The sequence below is a fragment of the Aerococcus mictus genome (assembly GCF_003286595.3).
In the GTDB taxonomy this organism is placed as follows: Bacteria; Bacillota; Bacilli; order Lactobacillales; family Aerococcaceae; genus Aerococcus; species Aerococcus mictus.
Genome location: NZ_CP132985.1, coordinates 539,646 through 559,065, shown reverse-complemented (window position 1 = coordinate 559,065; position 19,420 = coordinate 539,646). Strand labels below are relative to the sequence as shown.

The 19,420-nt window shown below is 44.5% G+C and carries 14 protein-coding genes; 1 reads left to right on the top strand and 13 read right to left on the bottom strand.

Features of this window, described 5'->3' with window-relative positions:
• Positions 1–123: 123 nt before the first annotated feature.
• Positions 124–2,118, bottom strand: coding sequence for an excinuclease ABC subunit UvrB (uvrB, locus tag DBT49_RS02660; protein WP_180754246.1), 1,995 nt, complete (start codon positions 2,116–2,118; stop codon positions 124–126).
• Between the two features lie 181 nt (positions 2,119–2,299).
• Between uvrB and rpsT the strand changes: the two genes are divergently transcribed.
• Positions 2,300–2,554, top strand: a complete 255-nt coding sequence (gene rpsT / locus DBT49_RS02655; protein ID WP_060777862.1) for a 30S ribosomal protein S20 — start codon at positions 2,300–2,302, stop codon at positions 2,552–2,554.
• A 76-nt stretch (positions 2,555–2,630) separates the two neighbouring features.
• Here the strand turns inward: rpsT and holA are convergent, their stop codons facing one another.
• The 12 genes from holA to DBT49_RS02595 form a co-directional block, all read right to left on the bottom strand.
• Entirely contained in the window at positions 2,631–3,650 is a 1,020-nt protein-coding gene (gene holA, locus DBT49_RS02650) for a DNA polymerase III subunit delta (protein WP_070558522.1), read from the bottom strand.
• Positions 3,651–3,711: 61 nt separating this feature from the next.
• Positions 3,712–6,036 carry a DNA internalization-related competence protein ComEC/Rec2 gene (locus DBT49_RS02645; RefSeq protein ID WP_101560565.1) on the bottom strand — a complete coding sequence of 775 codons (2,325 nt, stop codon included), beginning with the start codon at positions 6,034–6,036 and terminating at the stop codon, positions 3,712–3,714.
• 1 nt (position 6,037) lies between these two features.
• The gene (locus tag DBT49_RS02640) at positions 6,038–6,784 is read right to left on the bottom strand and encodes a helix-hairpin-helix domain-containing protein (protein WP_070558525.1); all 747 of its coding nucleotides are present in this window, start codon (positions 6,782–6,784) and stop codon (positions 6,038–6,040) included.
• Between the two features lie 93 nt (positions 6,785–6,877).
• The gene (gene rsmD, locus DBT49_RS02635; RefSeq protein ID WP_256374761.1) at positions 6,878–7,459 is read right to left on the bottom strand and encodes a 16S rRNA (guanine(966)-N(2))-methyltransferase RsmD; all 582 of its coding nucleotides are present in this window, start codon (positions 7,457–7,459) and stop codon (positions 6,878–6,880) included.
• A gap of 183 nt (positions 7,460–7,642) precedes the next feature.
• On the bottom strand, positions 7,643–8,527 hold the full coding sequence (locus tag DBT49_RS02630) for an LPXTG cell wall anchor domain-containing protein (protein WP_070558528.1): 885 nt from the start codon (positions 8,525–8,527) through the stop codon (positions 7,643–7,645).
• A 509-nt stretch (positions 8,528–9,036) separates the two neighbouring features.
• Positions 9,037–10,170, bottom strand: a complete 1,134-nt coding sequence (locus tag DBT49_RS02625; protein ID WP_111872388.1) for a DUF5633 domain-containing protein — start codon at positions 10,168–10,170, stop codon at positions 9,037–9,039.
• A gap of 456 nt (positions 10,171–10,626) precedes the next feature.
• The gene (locus tag DBT49_RS02620) at positions 10,627–10,935 is read right to left on the bottom strand and encodes a YlbG family protein (RefSeq protein WP_070558531.1); all 309 of its coding nucleotides are present in this window, start codon (positions 10,933–10,935) and stop codon (positions 10,627–10,629) included.
• Between the two features lie 35 nt (positions 10,936–10,970).
• Positions 10,971–14,402, bottom strand: coding sequence for a pyruvate carboxylase (locus DBT49_RS02615; protein ID WP_070558693.1), 3,432 nt, complete (start codon positions 14,400–14,402; stop codon positions 10,971–10,973).
• A 79-nt stretch (positions 14,403–14,481) separates the two neighbouring features.
• On the bottom strand, positions 14,482–15,762 hold the full coding sequence (locus DBT49_RS02610; protein WP_168163171.1) for an FtsW/RodA/SpoVE family cell cycle protein: 1,281 nt from the start codon (positions 15,760–15,762) through the stop codon (positions 14,482–14,484).
• A gap of 160 nt (positions 15,763–15,922) precedes the next feature.
• Positions 15,923–17,761 (bottom strand): translational GTPase TypA, encoded by a 1,839-nt coding sequence (gene typA, locus DBT49_RS02605; RefSeq protein ID WP_070558533.1) that lies wholly within the window; start codon positions 17,759–17,761, stop codon positions 15,923–15,925.
• Between the two features lie 202 nt (positions 17,762–17,963).
• Positions 17,964–18,758: an inositol monophosphatase family protein gene (locus DBT49_RS02600; RefSeq protein WP_070558535.1), complete on the bottom strand. Its 795-nt coding sequence runs from the start codon at positions 18,756–18,758 to the stop codon at positions 17,964–17,966.
• 82 nt (positions 18,759–18,840) lie between these two features.
• The gene (locus DBT49_RS02595; protein WP_070558537.1) at positions 18,841–19,113 is read right to left on the bottom strand and encodes a UPF0223 family protein; all 273 of its coding nucleotides are present in this window, start codon (positions 19,111–19,113) and stop codon (positions 18,841–18,843) included.
• Positions 19,114–19,420: the final 307 nt, after the last annotated feature.

Below are 19,420 nucleotides of genomic sequence, written 5' to 3'. Positions count from 1 at the left end.
AAACAAAAGTTAAATCTGAAGCGCAAAGAGCTCCCCCTTGCAGATTGTAGCAAGGGAGAGCTTTTCTTTTGTGGTCCTTTACTTTTTACTATTAATAAACATGGTTTATTTAATCGACCAACATCACTTAATCTTATATTCTGCCTTAAGTTCTAAGATGATATCCCGCAATTCAGCCGCTTTTTCGAAGTTCAGGTCTTTAGCTGCTTGACGCATTTCTAATTCCACATTGTGGACAGCTTCTTCTTTTTCATTGCGGTTCATGCCCCGGATGGTATCCATGAGCGATTCATTTTCTTCTGCATTGTTCACTGCGGTAGTAATGCGGATGGAATCACGAATTTCTTTTTGGATGGTTTTCGGAGTAATGTGATGTTCCTCATTATAAGCCTCTTGAATCGCCCGCCGTCTAGCGGTTTCATCAATGGCTGCCTGCATGGATCCGGTCACAGTATCCGCATACATAATCACGTGGCCATTTTCATTACGAGCAGCCCGTCCAATGGTTTGGATCAGCGACCGCTCATTACGGAGGAAGCCTTCCTTATCCGCGTCTAAGATAATCACCAAAGACACTTCAGGCACATCGATCCCTTCCCGCAGGAGGTTTATCCCCACCAGGACATCGAAGACGCCCAGACGGAGGTCACGGATAATTTCGGTCCGCTCGAGGGTTTTAATATCCGAGTGTAGGTATTTCACCTTAATGCCGACCTCTTCTAAGTAATCGGTCAGGTCTTCGGACATTTTCTTGGTCAGAGTGGTGACAAAGACCCGGTCGCCTCTATCTACCCGCTCATTAATTTCACTAATCAAGTCATCAATTTGACCCTTAATCGGGCGAACTTCCACTTTGGGGTCTAAGAGACCGGTTGGCCGGATAATTTGTTCCACAACTTCGCCATGAGCCTTCTCAATTTCATAGTCCCCAGGGGTAGCGGAAACATAGATGGCTTGGTTGACGCGTTCTTCAAATTCAGCTAATTTCAAAGGCCGGTTGTCTAAGGCAGAAGGCAGGCGAAAACCATAATCGACTAGCTGTTCCTTCCTGGCTTTGTCACCGTTGTACATGCCACGTACTTGGGGCATGGTCATGTGGGATTCGTCAACCATGAGCAGGTAATCGTCAGGGAAGAAGTCCAGCAAGGTATATGGGGGTTGACCCGGCGCCCGACCGTCCATATGGCGGGAATAGTTCTCAATCCCGTTACAATAGCCCATTTCTAATAGCATTTCGATATCGTAACGAGTTCTCTGTTCCAGACGTTGGGCCTCTAGGAGTTTGCCTTCGTCATTAAACTTCTTCAATTGGACCTCTAATTCGGCCTCAATTGAGTCAACCGCTCTTTGCATCTTATTATAATCAACCACAAAGTGAGTGGCTGGATAGATGGGATAGTGTTTGACGTCATTTTTGACTTCACCGGTCAAAACATCAACTTGACGAATCCGATCAATTTCATCGCCAAAGAACTCCACCCGGATAGCTTCACTGTCACGGGAAGGCAGGAAGACTTCCACCACATCCCCGCGGACGCGGAAAGTCCCACGGCGGAACTCAATATCATTACGCTCGTACTGCATATCCACCAAACGCCGCATAAAGTCGTTACGGTCAACTTCTTGACCTTGGCGGATGGAAAGCACGTGGTTTTTATATTCCATTGGGTCCACTAAACCGTAGATACAGGACACCGATGCCACAATGATGGTATCCCGGCGTTCCAGGATCGATGAGGTGGCTGAGTGGCGGAGCTTATCAATCTCATCATTGACTGAGGCCGATTTTTCAATATAGGAATCGCTCGATGGCACATAGGCTTCTGGTTGGTAGTAGTCATAGTAAGAGACAAAGTATTCGACTGCATTATGGGGGAAGAATTCCTTGAGCTCTGAATACAATTGTCCCGCTAGGGTTTTATTATGGGCTAAGACCAAGGTCGGCCGGTTGGTCTCCGCAATGACATTAGCCATGGTAAAGGTCTTTCCGGTCCCGGTACCGCCTAAAAGGACCTGGGCCTTATCGTTATTTTCCACCCCTTCAACCAGTTTTTTGATGGCTTGGGGTTGGTCCCCACTGGGTTGGTAGGATGATACTAATTCAAACTTGCCGTCCACTATACTTCACTCCATTTTTTCTTTTCTCCTATCTAGTTTATCACGACTAGGACCTAAACCCTATTTTAAGCTTCCAAGGACTAAGTAAAATTTCTCTTGCCAGCCTGGTCAAATTTCTGTATAATATTCATGTTAGTGACCTGTTCACTTGAAAAAGCGAAAAAAGAAAGAGGTGGACTCCATGGCAAACATTGCATCAGCTATTAAACGCGTACGTCAAAACGAAAAGAACGCTGCAGTAAACTCTGCAAAAGTCAGCGAAATGCGTACCGCTATTAAACGTTTCGAAACTGCTGTCCAAGAAGGCGCAGATAACGTCGAAGAATTACACCAACATGCTCAAAAATTAGTGGACCAAGCAGTTTCTAAGAACTTAATCCACGCTAATAAAGCAAGCCGTATTAATTCACGTATGGCTCAAAAATTAAACAAGTAATAAAAAAGCCACCGCTTCTCTTAACTGGCCTAAGCCGTTAAAGAAGCGGTGTTTTTTTGTCCATTTTTATAATTAACTAAGCCGCAAAACGTAAGATAAACCATTCAATGCCTAAGTTAGGGTCTACCTGGCCTGACTTAATCTCATAATCCAACTCCACCAAGTCCTGGTAGGCCGCCAATAATTGCTGGCCGTCGTAAGAGCGCATTTGTTTCATACTCATCTTGACCCGGTAAGGATGGGCCCCTAGGCTCTTGGCAATAGCCCCTTGGTCATAACCCGTGCGGGATAGGAGCGCAATCTGGCTAAAAAGACGGAAGTTAGCCTCTAAGAGGGCCAAAATCGCAATGGGTTGGTGTTTTTCCTGGATTAGGGTCCGGTACAAGTCCAAGGCCGCTTCCAGGCGGTGGGCCATGACATAGTCGGTCAAATGGAAGATATTATTATCCAAGGAAGGCGACACCACGGTCTCGACATCGTGCCTGCTGATACGATCTTCCTGACCCACAAAGAGAAAGAGCTTCTCCAATTCATTCATGGCATTGGATAATTGATAGTTGGTTCTTTCCAAAAAGAGCTGTAAGACTGAGCGATCCATCAAATAGCCCGCATTTCTGACATAGTCCTTGATGTAGTTAGTCGTAGTCGACTCGTCTGCCAAGGAGACATCAACCAGATTGGCGGCTTTTTTTAACTGCTTAACGACCTTCTTGCGGCCGTCGAGTTTCTCAAAATCACAGACAAAGACCAGGGTCACGTCAGGAGCCGGTTCAGCCATATAATCCAGCAGGGCTTGGGTATTTTCCTCCTTCTTCCCCTTCTCTGTACTTAAAAAGACCGGCTGAGTCAGCCAAATAATCTTGGGCTCAGAAAAAAAGGAAATGGTATTGGCCTCGACTAAGGCCTCTTCTAAGGAATGTTCTTCTAAGTCTAAGCGGACAAAGTTGAAATCACTGACCGCTTCCTGGTCCCCAATGACCGCCCGGCTTAACTGATTTTCAAATTCTTGGATCAAAAACTTCTCCTCCCCTAGTAAAAGGTAGATGGGATCCACTTGTCCTGCTTTTATTTTCTGTATGGTGCTTTGAAAAGTCATGACGCCCCTCCTCACATCCCATCTATTTTAACTGACAAGGCCGACTTTGTCATTAAACAAGTCAATCTCCAATAGAATCTTCTTTTCCCGCTGCTTTTACCGTCTTAAAACGATAGTGTCTCCCTAAGTAAAAATAATGAATCGCCCCATCCCGGTCAGTGCGGAAAGTCGTCGCCTGGACTGCGGCTAGATCATCGACTACCCGGTCGCTAGGATGGCCGTAGCGGTTATTCTCTCCCACTGAAATCAAGGCATAGTGGGGTTGCCATTGGGCGATTAGATCACTAGGGCTGGAATGGTCAGAGCCGTGGTGGGCTACCTTTAAGACATCGATCGGGCCCTTTATCTTGTCCGCCATTTGCACTTCCGCAGATCCATCAATATCCCCAGTAAAGAGAAAAGTCAAAGGACCCATGGCCCCTAACATGGCTAAGGAATCTTCGTTTTCCCCTGTTCCTGACTCTTCTGGCATCAAAACCTCTAGGGCCATGGACCGACTGAGGGTCAGACTTTGGCCGGCTTGGAGCCAGACCACTTGGATATGGGGATTCTTACTGGCTTTGAGCGCCTGATCCAAGGCGGTTAGAACTTCATGGTCTTCCTGCATGCCAACAGGTAAATAGAGAGTATCTACCGGGATTTGACGAATGATTTCAGGTGCTGACCCATAGTGGTCAAAGTCCCCATGGGTCAAGAAAAGCCCCGCCAGTGAGCGGACTCCCTGGGCAGCTAAGGCAGGCTGGATCTGGCTCTCAAACAAGGTCCGCCTGGGTCGCTCTTGCCAGTCTTCTTTTGGAAAAGTGGGTCTGCCAGCTGCGTCAATCAGGTAAGCTGAGGCAGAAAATGGCGGTTTGACGAGGATACAATCCCCTTGACCGATATCTAAGACAGCTACCTGGCCCAAGGGAGATAAATAAGGAAAAAGATATAAAGCTAAGAGAGCCGAAGCCAGGACCAGCCAGCCCCGCCCTTTCATGTCGGCTAAGACTTGCCGGTCTAACCAATAAGCGAGCACCAAGCAATAACACATGATAAAGACAAAAGGTATATGTCCCGTTAGCCAGTAAAATCCGGGCAGGTCACTAAAAAAGACCGACAACTTCTCTAGATGAAGGATCACCCAGGTCAGGGGCCAGGACACTAGGGTCACTAGCCAGCCTAAACCTCCTATCCCTAAGCCCACTACCAGGAGAAGCCCAGGAAAGAGGCAGACGGAAAACAACCAGGAATAAAAGTAATTCACCCACAGAGCTAACCAAGAGAAACCAGCCTGACTGATAATGAGAAAAGGAATGGTGACCAAGGTACAGGACAGGGAGAAGATGAACTCTTCCTGCCAGGCATGCTTAAAGGGCGGCGCTTGTTTAATGATTAATAAGGTGGCAGTTAGGGCATAGGACAATTGAAAACCTAAGGAAAAGATGGCCTGAGGATTAATAAGAAGGATAAACACTACCGACCAGGCGAGGCCAGCCCAGGGATCGACAGGACGATTGGCTCTTCTTTGGATAAAGGCGTAAAGATAGGAACCAATGGCTCGGATCATCCCATAAGGTAAGCCTAATAAACAGCCATAAAGGATTAAGACGACTAAGGCGATCCATTGGTAGTATTCCACCAAGACCCCTAGACGCAAGAGAGACCGCTTCAACAGGGCTAACAAATAGTTAACATGGAAACCGGATAAGGAAAATAAATGAATAATCCCAATTTCCTGGTAGGCAGCCATGGCGGAGGGATCAATGCCGGACTTATCATTCAGAAATAAGGCCTGGAAGTAATCCGCCAAGATTCCTAAGTCCAATCTCTGTAAATAGGAGTAAATGCTCTGTCGGAGGTTGGGCCAAAAATAAGCCCAATAGGGTAAATCAACCAGACCCTGAACCTTCTCCACCTCAAAGAGCCAATCAATGTTCTGCCGACTTAAATAGGCCTGGTAATCAAAGCCATGAAAATTACGCTGGCCTCCAGGAGGGGTTAATTGGCCTAGGAGACTGACTTGAAAGGATCGCTCTTGATTTAACCAAACCGCCTGCTCAGCCTCAGATTTCAAGTAATAGAAAACTTGAAACTTTTCTCCCGTTGTCAATTCTTGCCCCTTAAATTGGACTAAGTCGCCCTCCACCTTCAAGCTATCGATAGCCACTTCTAAAGTTAGATCAGCCTCCCCAGCAATAAAGTGGGACATCCTTTGACTAAGAAGATAAAGATAAAGGCCCATAAGTAACTGACTAACAACCAACCATTTAATTAACCCTTTCTCCTTTAAGGCAATCACCCGGCCCCAGTACCAGAGGTAGAAAATCAGCGTCCAGACTGATGGCGCCAGCATGAGAGCTGTCAGTAAGAGAATCCCCAAGGCTAACCAAAAAATCTTCGTTTTCATCTTAGTTCACAGTAATTTGTTCTTTGATCTTCTCAAAGGTCTTGTCACCAATACCAGAGACCTCGGTAATCTCCTCAATCGTTTGAAAAGACCCCTTACTTTCCCGATATTGAATAATATCAGCCGCCTTCTTCTCTCCAATGCCTGATATTTCTTGGAGTTGGCTGGCATCAGCAGTATTGATATTGATCTTCTGACTATCTCCCTGGCTACTTCCTGCAGTTGGGCCATCCCCAGACAAAACAGGAGTTATAGCCATCAAGTCTTTCGCTCCCACTTCTTCATCCAAGGCCGGCACATAGACCACCATCTGGTCCTGGAGGCGCTGGGAGAGATTAATGCGTTTGGAATCGGCTTGGTCATTTAGCCCACCCGCCAAATCAATAGCATCAAGAACGCGGTCACCCGCCTGGACTTGGTAGAGGCCAGGTGACTTGACCGCCCCTTTGACATCCACATAGATCAATTCATCGACTTGACTCTCTGAATTACTATCTTGACCAGCTTCCGCTTGGTCTGTCATGGACGACTCCGACTGACTATTTTCCTCTTGGTCATCTGACTCCACCAAGGCGGTTGCACTTACTGGAGCTTGACCCGCTGGATCAAGCACCCGATCAAACGCCAAGTAAATCACACCAGCAGCCAATAAAACAAAAGCTATAAAAACTCCTGCCAGTAACTTGCCATAGTTTTCAATAATTTCTGCAAAAGATAAGTTCTTTAAATCTTCCCACCACGCTTGCATAGCGACACCTCTTTCTCTACTTATTCATCCGTAAAGAAAGACTCAGTTAACGAAAAAAGCTGACTTCAATTTCATGAAATCAGCTTGAATGCCCTATGCATCAAAACGATAGCAAACTACCCGGGTGTGGCCGTATGTTGCGTTTTTAAAGGCGTGTAAATTTCCCACAGTGTCAGGCAGGTTATCTTGACTATCCAACTCACAAACCACCGTGACTTGGTCACTGAGCCAGCCCTCTTCCTGGAACTGGAGGAGCAAGTCTTCTAAATGTTGGCCCTTATAAGGCGGATCTAAGAAAACCCAATCAAATTGTAAATCAGGAGCCTTCTTCCGCAAAGACTTCAACTGCTTTTGGTTGTCACCCTTAAGTAAGTGGTAGCGATCTTCAAGGTGGGCCTTAGCCACATTCTTAGCAATTGTTTCTTGGGCCTTACGGAAACGTTCAAAGGCATAAACCTCATCAGCTCCCCGCGATAAGGCTTCTAGTCCCAGAGCGCCTGACCCCGCATAAAAGTCAAGGACAATCCCGCCATCTAGGTATTGGCCAATAATATTAAACATGGATTCCTTAATCTTATCTGTCGTGGGCCGGGTATTCGATCCTGGCACCGCTTGTAGGGGTATTCCCCCAAATTCACCGGCAATAATCCGCATCCTGCCACATCCCTTCTCAATTCGCTATTCATTATATCACAGTCATTTGCTAAGAGACGACCGATTCATAGCCCTTTTCCGGCTATAAACAAAGAAAGACCTTGGCACTAAAGCACCAAGGTCCGCTAGAGGGAGAGTAAGATATTCTTGCACTTTTATTTAAGCAATTTAGATACTATTAACTATCGCTTAAGGTCTAGTTAATTATTTACGACGACGGAAAGATAGAGCTGAACCAGCAGCAACTAAGGCAACACCTAAGCCAGCAACAGAACCTGCAACTACGCCAGTAGCTGGTAATTTAGCGTTAGCTTTTTGAGATTTAGCGTCTTTCTTAGCTTTGTTGTCTTTCTTAGCTTTTTCGTTAGCTACAACAACTTTAGAATCTTTGTCAGATTTCTTCTTGTCATCTTTCTTAGATTCGTTTTTCTTAGCTTTGTTGTCTTTGTTAACTTCGCTATCTTTCTTGTCTTTGCTGTCTTTGTTCTTGTCGTCTTTCTTGGTGTCGTCTTTTTTGCTTTCGTCTTTCTTCTTGTCGTCTTTCTTAACTTCGTCTTTTTTATCTTCTTTAGCAGGAGTTTCTGCTTTTTCAACGTAGCTGAAAGTTGGGGTCCATTTACCTGAAGCAGTTTGAACAGCATCAACATGGTTGTTTACTTGTGCTAATGCAGTACCTTCTAATTTAGAACGGTCTAACATTGCTTGACCAATTTCGATAGCTTTTTCTTTAGTTTCTGCTTCATATTCGTATGGTGAGTGGTTTGGATCTTCAACTGTTTTTTCTTCTGGTTGTGCTACAGCAGGGTTACCAGAAACGTTTGAAGGTACACCATCTTTGTCTAAACCTGGTTTAAATAAGTTTGATGAGTTATTTTCTTCAACAGGTTTTACTTCTGGTTTTGCTGGTGTAGCTTCTGGTTTTACGTTTACAGCTGGTTTACCAGAAATGCTTGTAGGTACGCCGTCTGCGTCTACTGGTGTTACAAATGCGTCTGCTGCGTGAGCTACAGAAGCATCAGCTGCGAATAATACACCAGCTGCTGCAGTTGTAGCAGCTGCGCCTAATAATAATTTTTTCAAGTCTTTCATAATATTGACCTCCCATTACAAAAATCATATATTTCTTTGCCAGTGCACTAGTAAAGAATGTCAGCATATTTATCGCTGAACTTTCGTGCAAGTAAATTTTTTATCTCCCTCTATAAATTAATTTTAGTACATATTCAATTATATTCAAGTTATACTTCGTAAAATATTCACACTTTTTGCGTTTTCTGGCTAATATTTCATATTTTTGACACAATAAAGCTAGTATTAACAAGGATTATGATCTATATTTACAAAATTTACAATTTAATTACAGAAATATTAATTTAACAAAGTTATCCTTTATTTCTATTTCTTTTTATGATTTTTAAAATTTTAAGCAAAAAAGTTTTGATAAAGAACTATTAATTCTCATCACCCCCTAGATACTATAGACTACAAAAAAACCTTGGCGCCAAAGCACCAAGGTTCAGTAGAGGGAGAGTATGATATTTTGCACGCTTTTTTAAGCAATTAAGATATTATTAACTATTCCCTTAAGAGCTAGTTAATTATTTACGACGACGGAAAGATAGTGCTGAACCAGCAGCAATTAAAGCAACACCTAAGCCAGCAACAGAACCAGCAACTACACCAGTAGCTGGTAATTTAGCGTTAGCTTTTTCAGCTTTAGCTTCTTTATCAGCTTTTTGGTCTTTTTCGTTAGCTACTACAACTTTAGGATCTTCTTTCTTACCATCTTTTTCAGTTTCTTCAGCTTTTTCGTCTTTGTCTTCTTTTTCAAGTTTGCTGAAGTCAAAGAGATCTTCTAATTCAGTATTAGCTTCTACTTGTAATTGGATGTAGTATTTGCCATCTGCACCTACTTGAATGTCGTAGCCTTCGTTTACTGGATCATTCTTGATTGCAGTTTCTGCAGCTACGAAAGCGTCTGCTAAGGTGTCATATGCTTTATCTGGATCGAATTCAAATTCTGGATCTTCTTCTACTAAACCACTAAAGTCAAAGAGATCTTCTAATGATTTTTCAGTTTCTTCAGCAGGTTCTTCGGTGTCTTCTGCTGGAGTTTCTTCAGCAGGTTTTTCATTTTCTTCTGCTAAACCGCTAAAGTCAAAGAGATCTTCTAAGGTTTTTTCGGTTTCTTCTGCTGGTTTTTCATTTTCTTCAGCTGGAGTTTCTTCTTTTTCTACATAGCTGAATTGTGGAGCCCATTTACCTGAAGCAGTTTGAACAGCATCAACATGGTTATTAACTTCTGCTAAAGCAGTTCCTTCTAATTCAGAACGTTTAAGCATAGCTTCACCAATTTCGATAGCAGCTTCTTTAGTTTCTGCTTCATATTCATATGGTGAGTGGTATGGGTCTTCTTCTGCAACTTCTTCTGGTTGTTCAACAGCTTCATTACCAGAAACGCTTGTAGGTACTCCATCTTTATCTACACCTGGTTTAAACAAGTTTGAAGAATTGTCTTCTTCAACAGGTTTTACATCTGGAGTTTCAGTTGTATTTTCTGTATTTTCTGCTGGGTTTACATCTGGGTTTCCACCAAGAATAACATTACCGTTTTCATCAACTGGAGTTACATATGCATCTGCTTGAGCAACTGCAGCATCAGAAGCGAAGAATACACCAGCTGCTGCGGTTGTAGCCGCTGCGCCTAATAATAATTTTTTCAAGTCTTTCATAATCTATTGACCTCCCATTACAAAATTGAGTGATAGATACACTACGTTAAGTAATTGTTATATTTAATATTTATCTTTCTTTGCCAGTGCACTAGTAAAGAATTTCAGCTTTCTTATAAGCTGTGATTACCGTGCAAAATTTTATCACCGCTCTCCCTCATATCTCTTATTTTAACAGATATTTTTATTTTTTGTATGAATAAAGCACATAAAATTCACAATTTAATCATATTTTATAAAATTACTAAAATATGACACGATAAAAACCATTCATGGCAAGCAATTTGTGTATTTCAATAGAAATTATTAAATAAATTACATTTTTATGACAATTGTCATCATTGGATCAACATCACTGACATTGTAAGTTTTCTTATAACTTTATTTAGCTTTACGTTAACTTTTATTTTCAAATAAATAAAAAAACGCAGCAGATTTCCTGCTACGTTGACTTGTTTATTTCGGTGGATAGATAAAGTCTTCAAACTCCTTGATGACTTTGGCGCGGTCTTCTTCGCCTTCCAAGGCCACTGTAAAATCCATATTAATGGTCGCTTTGGGAGAAACAGTGACTTTGATGACTTGGCGGACTTTTTTGAGTCCCTCGATGGCATCTTCTACCTGGTCCTTATCGACATAAAGGATGGCATATTTGCGTTCCTTATTTAGGTAGTGAAGGTAGCCATAGCGTTTCAATTGCCGAGTTTTTTGGGTAGAATTCAACCAGACGACGAGTTCTTGCCGTTGGGTATGAGAATTGGTCATGGCACCAGGCTCCTTTCTTTGAAGTTATTATTGTCTTATTCAGTTTCTAATTCAATGAGTAGGTCTCCGATTTCAACTTGTTCGCCCGCTTGGACAGTGACTTGGCGGACCTTGCCGGCTTTCGGTGCCTTGATCGTGGTTTCCATCTTCATGGCTTCAGTCACTAAGACCACTTGGCCAGCACTGACATGGTCGCCTTCACTGATTTCTACCTTGAGAATCGACCCGGGCATGGTTGCTGCAATGTGGTTAGGGTTATTGGTGTCTGCCTTGGGACGACTAGCCACCACATTGGTGTAGTGGGCGTCTTGGACAGCAATTTCCCGCCGTTGACCATTCAAGTCGAAATAGATAATCCGCTGACCGGAATGGTCGGCTTCCCCAATTTCAATCAGGCGAATAAGGAGGACCTTGCCCTTTTCAATTTCAACGGTAATGGTTTCGCCTTGCCGCATGCCATTGAAGAAGGTCGGCGTATCGACATTCGAGATGTCACTGTAACGAGCAATCTTCTCCCGGTAATCGGTGAAGACTTTAGGATACATGAGATAGCCGAGCACGTCTTTCTTGTCGACCTCATCGCCCAATTTTTCGCTTAATTCTTCTTTGACTTGGTCGAAATCAACCGGTTCTAAGAGGTCTCCTGGGCGTTCTTCCGTATAGTCAGCCCCTTTGAGGATGATATCCCGGACATCCGCTGGGAAACCGCCCGCAGGTTGACCCAACTTGCCTTGGAAGAATTCAATCACGGAATCAGGGAAATCGATGGTCTTCCCTTTTTTGTAGAAGTCTTCAATGGATAGGTCATTTTGAACCATAAAAAGGGCCATATCACCAACCACCTTAGAAGATGGTGTCACCTTAACGATATCACCAAAGAGCAAGTTGACATCGTGGTACATGACCTTGACTTCTTCCCAGCGGTCCCCTAAGCCTACGGAAGCGGCTTGTTGTTGGAGGTTGGTATATTGGCCCCCTGGCATTTCGGTCCGGTAAATTTCGGTTTCTGGGGTTTTTAATCCGGAAGCAAAGTCTTCATAATAAGTCCGCACACTTGACCAGTATTGGTTCATGGCTTGGGCGTTCTTCACATTAATCGTTGGCTTGCGGTCATTATGTTCCAAAGCATAATAGAAACTGGTCATACTTGGCTGGCTGGTGGTTGAGGAGAAGGCTGACGTGGCCACGTCCACAATATCAATGCCCGCACGAACTGCTTCGGAATACATCATAATTCCATTACCCGAAGTGTCATGGGTATGGAGATGGATTGGCACATCGATTTTATCTTTTAATTCAGAAATCAAGACATAGGCGGCTTGCGGCTTCAAGAGCCCCGCCATGTCCTTAATAGCGATAATGTCAGCGCCCATGGTTTGGAGATCCTTGGCTAAGTTGACATAGTAATTGAGGTCATACTTGCTGCGGTTAGGGTCTAGGATATCTCCGGTGTAACACATGGCGGCTTCGGCAATCTTTCCAGTTTCCTTGACAAATTCCAAGGGGCGTTCAATTTGCTTGGACCAGTTCAAACTGTCAAAGATTCGAAAGACATCGATCCCCGTTTCAGCCGCTTGTTTAATAAATGCTCGGAGGACATTGTCCGGATAAGCGGTATAGCCCACGGCATTAGATCCTCTAAAGAGCATTTGCAGGAGGGTATTGGGCATAGCCCGACGGAGTTTTTCTAAACGTACCCAAGGATCTTCCGTTAAGAAGCGGTAGGCCGTGTCAAAGGTCGCCCCGCCCCAGACTTCTTGGGAGAAGATGGCCGGATTAGCCACCTCCATTTGTTCAGCTGCCTTGAGCATGTCGCGGGTCCGCATCCGGGTCGCGATCAGACTTTGGTGAGCGTCTCGCATGGTAGTTTCGGTTAGGAGAACTTCCTTGCTGTCATGGATATAACTTTGCACGCCTGACACGCCCTCTTGATCGAGAACCTGTTTAGCGGTTGGTCGGTCTAAGGAGACTGCTTCTAAGTCAGGGATATGAGCCGGACGGTAGTGGGGCTTATCTTTTTGTTGTAAGCCTGGAAAACCATTGACGGTCGTGTCCCCAATATATTGGAGGATCTTATTGCCCCGGTCGCGGTTACGCTCCTTAGGGAAGTCGAAAAGTTCGGGGGTATTGTCAATAAAGGTAGTGGTGGCTTGACCACTGGTAAAGGTCGGATGGGTGAGCACATTCATTAGGAATGGAATATTATTGTGGACACCCCGAATCCGGTATTCCCTTAGGCCCCGGACCATCTTCCGCACCGCATCTTCAAAGGTCATCGAATGGGAAACCAACTTGGTTAACAGGGAATCATAATAAGGCGAAACCTCAGTATTGGTATAACCATTCCCAGCGTCTAACCGTAGACCAAATCCACCCGGTGACCGGTAAGTATTAATTTTCCCGGTATCAGGGAAGAAATGATTGGCAGGGTCTTCCGTCGTGATCCGACATTGGATGGAATAGCCAATTAAGGGCATAGCCTCCTGCTTGGGAATTCCTATCTCTGCTAAAGTCTTCCCTGCTGCGATTTGGATCTGAGCTTGGACAATGTCGATACCGGTTATTTCTTCACTGACCGTATGTTCCACTTGGACCCGGGGATTGACTTCAATAAAGTAGAAATCATCACCAGAAACCAGGAATTCAACGGTCCCCGCATTAACATAATTCACATTCTCCATCAATTGCCGAGCGGCTTCACAGATCCGTAGTCTTAAGTCATGGTCTAAGGAAACGGATGGCGCCATTTCCACCACTTTTTGGTGGCGACGCTGGATCGAACAGTCCCGTTCCCATAGGTGGACCACATTACCGGCTTGGTCACCTAAGATTTGGACTTCAATATGCTTAGGGTTTTCAATGTATTTTTCCGCATAAATTTCATCGGAACCAAAGGCAGTCTTGGCTTCACTTTTAGCGGTATGATAGGCTTCTTCCACTTCATCGTCAGAGCGGACTACCCGCATCCCCCGGCCACCGCCACCTAGAGCAGCTTTGACCATAATCGGATAGCCAGCCTTCTTAGCAAAAGCCTTGACCTCTTCAACCGATTCCACGTCCCCTTCAGTCCCGGGAACTTCTTGGATGCCCGCCTGATGGGCAGCAACCTTGGCCTTAATCTTGTCCCCAAACATGTCTAGGGTATCGGTATTTGGTCCAATGAAGATAATCCCCTCTTCCCGGCAGCGACTAGCAAATTCTTGGTTTTCAGAGAGAAAACCATAGCCGGGATGAATGGCATCAGCCTGAGTTTCCTTAGCAATGCGGATAATATCTTCAATATCTAAATAGGCATCAACAGGTTTCTTGCCGGCGCCAACCAGGTAGGATTCATCAGCCTTAAAACGGTGGACACTAGTTTCATCTTCACGGGCGAAAATAGCCACAGTTTCAATGCCTAATTCATAGCAGGCCCGAAAGACCCGAATCGCAATCTCGCCACGGTTGGCGACTAAGACTTTTTTAATCATAATATTCCCTCCGTTAATGCTTGAATCAGCTTTGCCTATGAAAGCGGTTATAATAGCCTCATTATAACACAAGAAATTAAGAAAGCTGTTGAGTAAGCATCATGCGGCGGTTACGGTAGTCAATGGCTAGGGCCAAACCTACCATAATTCCAGTTGTCATGATTGAGGAACCCCCGTAGGAAATAAAGGGGAAGGTAACCCCGGTAATGGGGATAAGACCAGTGATCCCGCCCAGGTTGACAATGGCCTGGCTGAGAAAATAGAAACCCACACCAATCATGACTAATTGGTAGAAGTTATTTTGAATTTTCTTAGCCCGGTAAAAGATATAAAAAGTGAGATAGAAATAGAGGGCCAAGATTACAAAGAGGCCGATAAAGCCGTACTCCTCTCCGATGATCGCCATGATAAAGTCGGTATGGGCTTCAGGCAGGTAGCCGGTCTTTTGGATACTGTTGCCCGGCCCTTGCCCCAGTAAACCGCCCATGGCTAAGGCATAGAAGGAGTTGACTAGTTGCAGTCCCGAGCTCTTGGCGACTTTGAAGGGATCAGTAAAGGAAATAAAGCGTTGGATCCGATAGTTGACGTCCCCTGAACCCGAAAAATCGAAGAGGTTCAAAAGTCCGATCACGAGGACATAGGCTAAGGCACCTAGTCCCAGGGTTCTGAGGGTATACTTACTGGAAATTCCTGACGCTAAGGTCATGCCCCCTAAGATTAAGCCTAATAAGAGGACTCCCCCAGTATCTGGGAAAGTGAGGACCAGCCCCAGCCAGAAAAATAAGGCCAAAGGAAGGACCAAGTTGGCCTTCACCGTCTTAAAGAAGCCCTTATTCAAGATTGCCAGGCGGTGGCGGTCTAGGTAGTCGGCCCAGAGCAGAATCATCACGGGCTTAAGAAATTCGACCGGTTGAATCGAAATCGGTCCCAAAATAATCCAACCCTTGGCCCCATTAATGGCTGGCATCAGGAAACGCACCACCAGGAGAAGCACTGTCATTACTAAGAGCAAGCCACTTCTGAACTTGGGTTTTCTGAAATAATCAGGCTTAAAGCGATAAGTCACTAAGCCAACAACTGTCCCAATGAAGGCAAAAACAACCTGGCGGACAATATAAGTGGTGGCCGATTCATAGCCGGTTTCTTGGAGGGACCGGTAACTGGAAGCCGAAAAGACCCCAATCAGACCGAGCACCAGCAAGAGAAAACTAGGAATCAGGATATGCTGATTTAAACCCCAGGAAAAGTTTTGAAAAATCGGATGGGAAAATTTCGCTTTTTTTCTGGCCTTTTTACTTTTTTTATTGGATTTTGCTTGGCTAGCCTTGCCTTGACTAGCTGAATGAATCAATCGCATCAAAACGCTCCTCATTGATTATATTCTATAAATTAAAGATTACATGCTGACCTATTTTTCAATTATAGCATAGCTAACATGAAAAATAATGAGACCAAAAGAAAAAGGCCAAGACAAAAGTCTCAACCTTTATTCGACTAGTCCGCTTCAATCAGCATGCTTAGTCATTTTTCTTTTTACGTTTGTTGTAACGAGCCCGTTCGCTCTTATTCAGGATTTGTTTACGGAGACGAACATTTTCTGGAGTCACTTCACAGTATTCATCGTCATCCATAAATTCAAGCGATTGTTCCAGGTTTAGGATCCGTGGTGCCTTGATGGTAGCGGTTTGGTCCTTGGTTGCGGAACGGACGTTAGTTAAGTTCTTAGAACGAACAATATTCACGTCAATGTCCGCTTCACGGGCATTTTCTCCGACAATCATCCCTTCATAGACTTCGGTCCCTGGTTCAACAAAGATAGTTCCGCGGTCTTCAACCTGCATGATCCCGTAAGTGGTTGCCTTACCAGTTTCGGTAGAAACTAAGGCCCCATTACGACGGCCACCAATTTCTTCCTTAATGACAGCTTGGTATTGTTCAAAGGTATGGTTTAAGATCCCGTAACCATGGGTCATTTGTACAAATTCAGTAGAGTAACCAATCATGCCCCGGGAAGGTACTAAGTATTCTAAGCGAGCGGTTCCTCGGCCAGTGTTTTCCATATTACGCATGGTCCCGTGACGTTCATTTAAGGATTGAATCACGGCACCTTGGTATTCTTCTGGGGTATCGATTTGTACGGCTTCAAAGGGTTCACATTCTACTCCGTCAATAACCTTGCGAATAACTTTTGGCCGTGACACTTGTAGTTCAAAGCCTTCACGACGCATGTTTTCAATCAAGATGGACAGGTGGAGTTCCCCACGACCAGAAACCACCCATTGGTCTGGTTGGTCAGTATCTTCAACCCGTAAGGAAACGTCAGTATGAAGTTCATATTTCAAACGTTCTTCAATCTTGCGTGCAGTCACCTTATCGCCTTCACGACCAGCAAATGGTGAGTCGTTAGTTAAGAAGGTCATTTGTAGGGTTGGTTCATCAATGTGTAAAGGTGGTAGTTTTTCTTGGACTTCGGTATCGGTCACGGTTTCACCCACGTAGATGTCTTCCATCCCAGAAACGGCAATAATGTCACCGGCCTTGGCTTCATCGATTTCAATCCGGTCTAAACCGAGATAACCGAATAATTTAGTAACCCGGAAGTTCTTTTGACTACCGTCTAACTTGTTTAAGGTCACGGTATCGCCCACTCGAATGGTTCCCCGGAAGACCCGGCCCACTCCGATACGTCCGACATAGTCATTATAATCGAGCATGCAGACTTGGAATTGGAGGGGTTCATCTTCATTATCTTCTGGAGCAGGAATGTTTTCCAGAATACTATCAAAGAGTGGATCCATGGTTTTTTCTTGTTTTTCAGGATCAGGAGCTAAACTTGAAGTCCCGTTCACAGCGGAAGCATAAACGACCGGGAATTCAATTTGGCTCTCATCAGCCCCCAATTCAATGAAGAGGTCTAAGACTTCGTCAACCACTTCTAAGGGACGGGCTGCGGGTTTATCAATTTTATTCACCACAACCACAGCTGGTTTACCCGCTTCAAAGGCCTTTTGTAGGACGAAACGGGTTTGAGGCATGGTCCCTTCAAAGGCGTCCACCACTAAAACCACGCCATCCACCATAGTCATAATCCGTTCAACCTCGCCACCGAAGTCGGCGTGGCCTGGGGTGTCCATGATGTTAATCCGGGTGCCCTTATAATTCACCGCGGTATTCTTGGCTAAGATAGTAATTCCGCGTTCACGTTCAATCGCATTGGAATCCATGGCACGGTCAGCCAGCTGGGTACGCTCATCCAGTGTATCTGATTCTTCTAAGAGTTGGTTCACCAACGTTGTCTTCCCGTGGTCAACGTGAGCAATAATTGCGACGTTACGAATATCATTGCGATTTCCCATTATTTTAATTCCTCCAAACAAAATAATAATGAACTTGTTTTGATTTTCTGTTAATGCTTTTGGTTTTTACAGACGATTCATTGTAACACTCATCTGTCTAAAATCCTAGTTTTTTTATCAGTTGGGAAAAAACTAGGCTCTATCCGTTTGACTTCATTCAAACGAAAGCAAATTTTACAACTGATGGACAAGAGCGACTTCCCTAGTCGTCTTCCTGCACTGAGCGTTCATAGAGGTCACGGAAGGTTTGATAGGCGCTAGGATAGGCAATCACAGAAGCATTGGCTTGCATGAGATTAAGGGCTTGGCCATCGAGCTGGGTCAGTTTCAAAGGACTTTCATTGACTAGGGCCACCCCTGCCGCTAAGTCCCAGGGCTTGAGAGCTAAGGCAGCATATAGGGACAGCTCCCCTTTTAAGACATTGAGGATTTCCAAACCCGCACTGCCGTTGTAGCGAATCCCTAGAGACTGACTGACCAGGTCTTTAGCGTGGTAGTGGTCATCGAGTAAGATTTGTCGGTTGAGGGCGATCAGACTCTCACTAATCGCTAAGTCGTCATAAGGGACTTGATAGGGTTGTCCATTACGTTGGATTCCTTGGCCCTTGACAGCTGAAAAATAATCGTCATTCATCACGTCATAGATGGCGCCAAGTTGGACATCCCCGTCCAAGGCAAAAGCCACCATAATAGCAAAGTGATTATGCTGGCAGACAAAATTTGTGGTTCCATCAATGGGATCAATGATCCAGACTGGTCCTTCCAAGCTGTCAATCTGGCCTTGTCCCCCCTCTTCACCTAAGATCTTATCTTGAGGAAAGTGGGCCTTAATCTGACTGCGGATAAATTTTTCGGTCGATTGATCGAGATTAGTCACTAGGTCTTTAGGATTGGACTTGGTTTGAACGATCAAGGGATTCTTCAAGCCTTCATGAATCTGATCAGCAGCTTGGTAAATCCACTGTCTCACCAATTGGGCACGTTTATTTAAATCCAAAAGATTACCTCCTTTAATATAGATAGTTTCCATTTAATCCTACCCTACACTCTTTATGCTAGACTTAAAAGAGTGTAAAGCTTTAAGCCATTTTTATTGTTTTACCGGATTCTTGCTGGGCTTTCTTCACAGTAGGATAGAGCTCATAGCCAGACGCTTGGGCAAATTCCTTAGCTAATTGTTTTTCTTCCATCTTACTTGGTATAATTTTCTTAAAGCCCTTGTACTTGTCGAGAAACTCCTGGCGGTCAATACCGCCTTCATAAGCCGCCTCCAAGGCAACCCATAAAGCAATCACATCAGCAATCTCTTGACTAGAACATTCAAAGGGAAAGGGATAAGAATAAGCTTTCATGTTTATTTCCTCTCTTAATATTAACTATATTTATTATAGCAAACAAAAACAGCTAATAAAGAAATAGGATGTGAGGAAGGATCAGGGGGGGCGATTCCTTGGAAGAAAAGATGATAAGACCAGCTTGCTGGTCGTTCAACTTTTCTGAAAGGACATCCCCTCACCCTTCCGAACTCAACTATAGAGAGTGCGACGGGTGCACCAAAGATCGCTAGAGCTACGCATACTATATCTGTACGTCGCTTTGCTTCCTACAGCTATAGCAACTGGAGCTAAAGAGCAAAAATTCTTGAAAAGAATTTCTTGC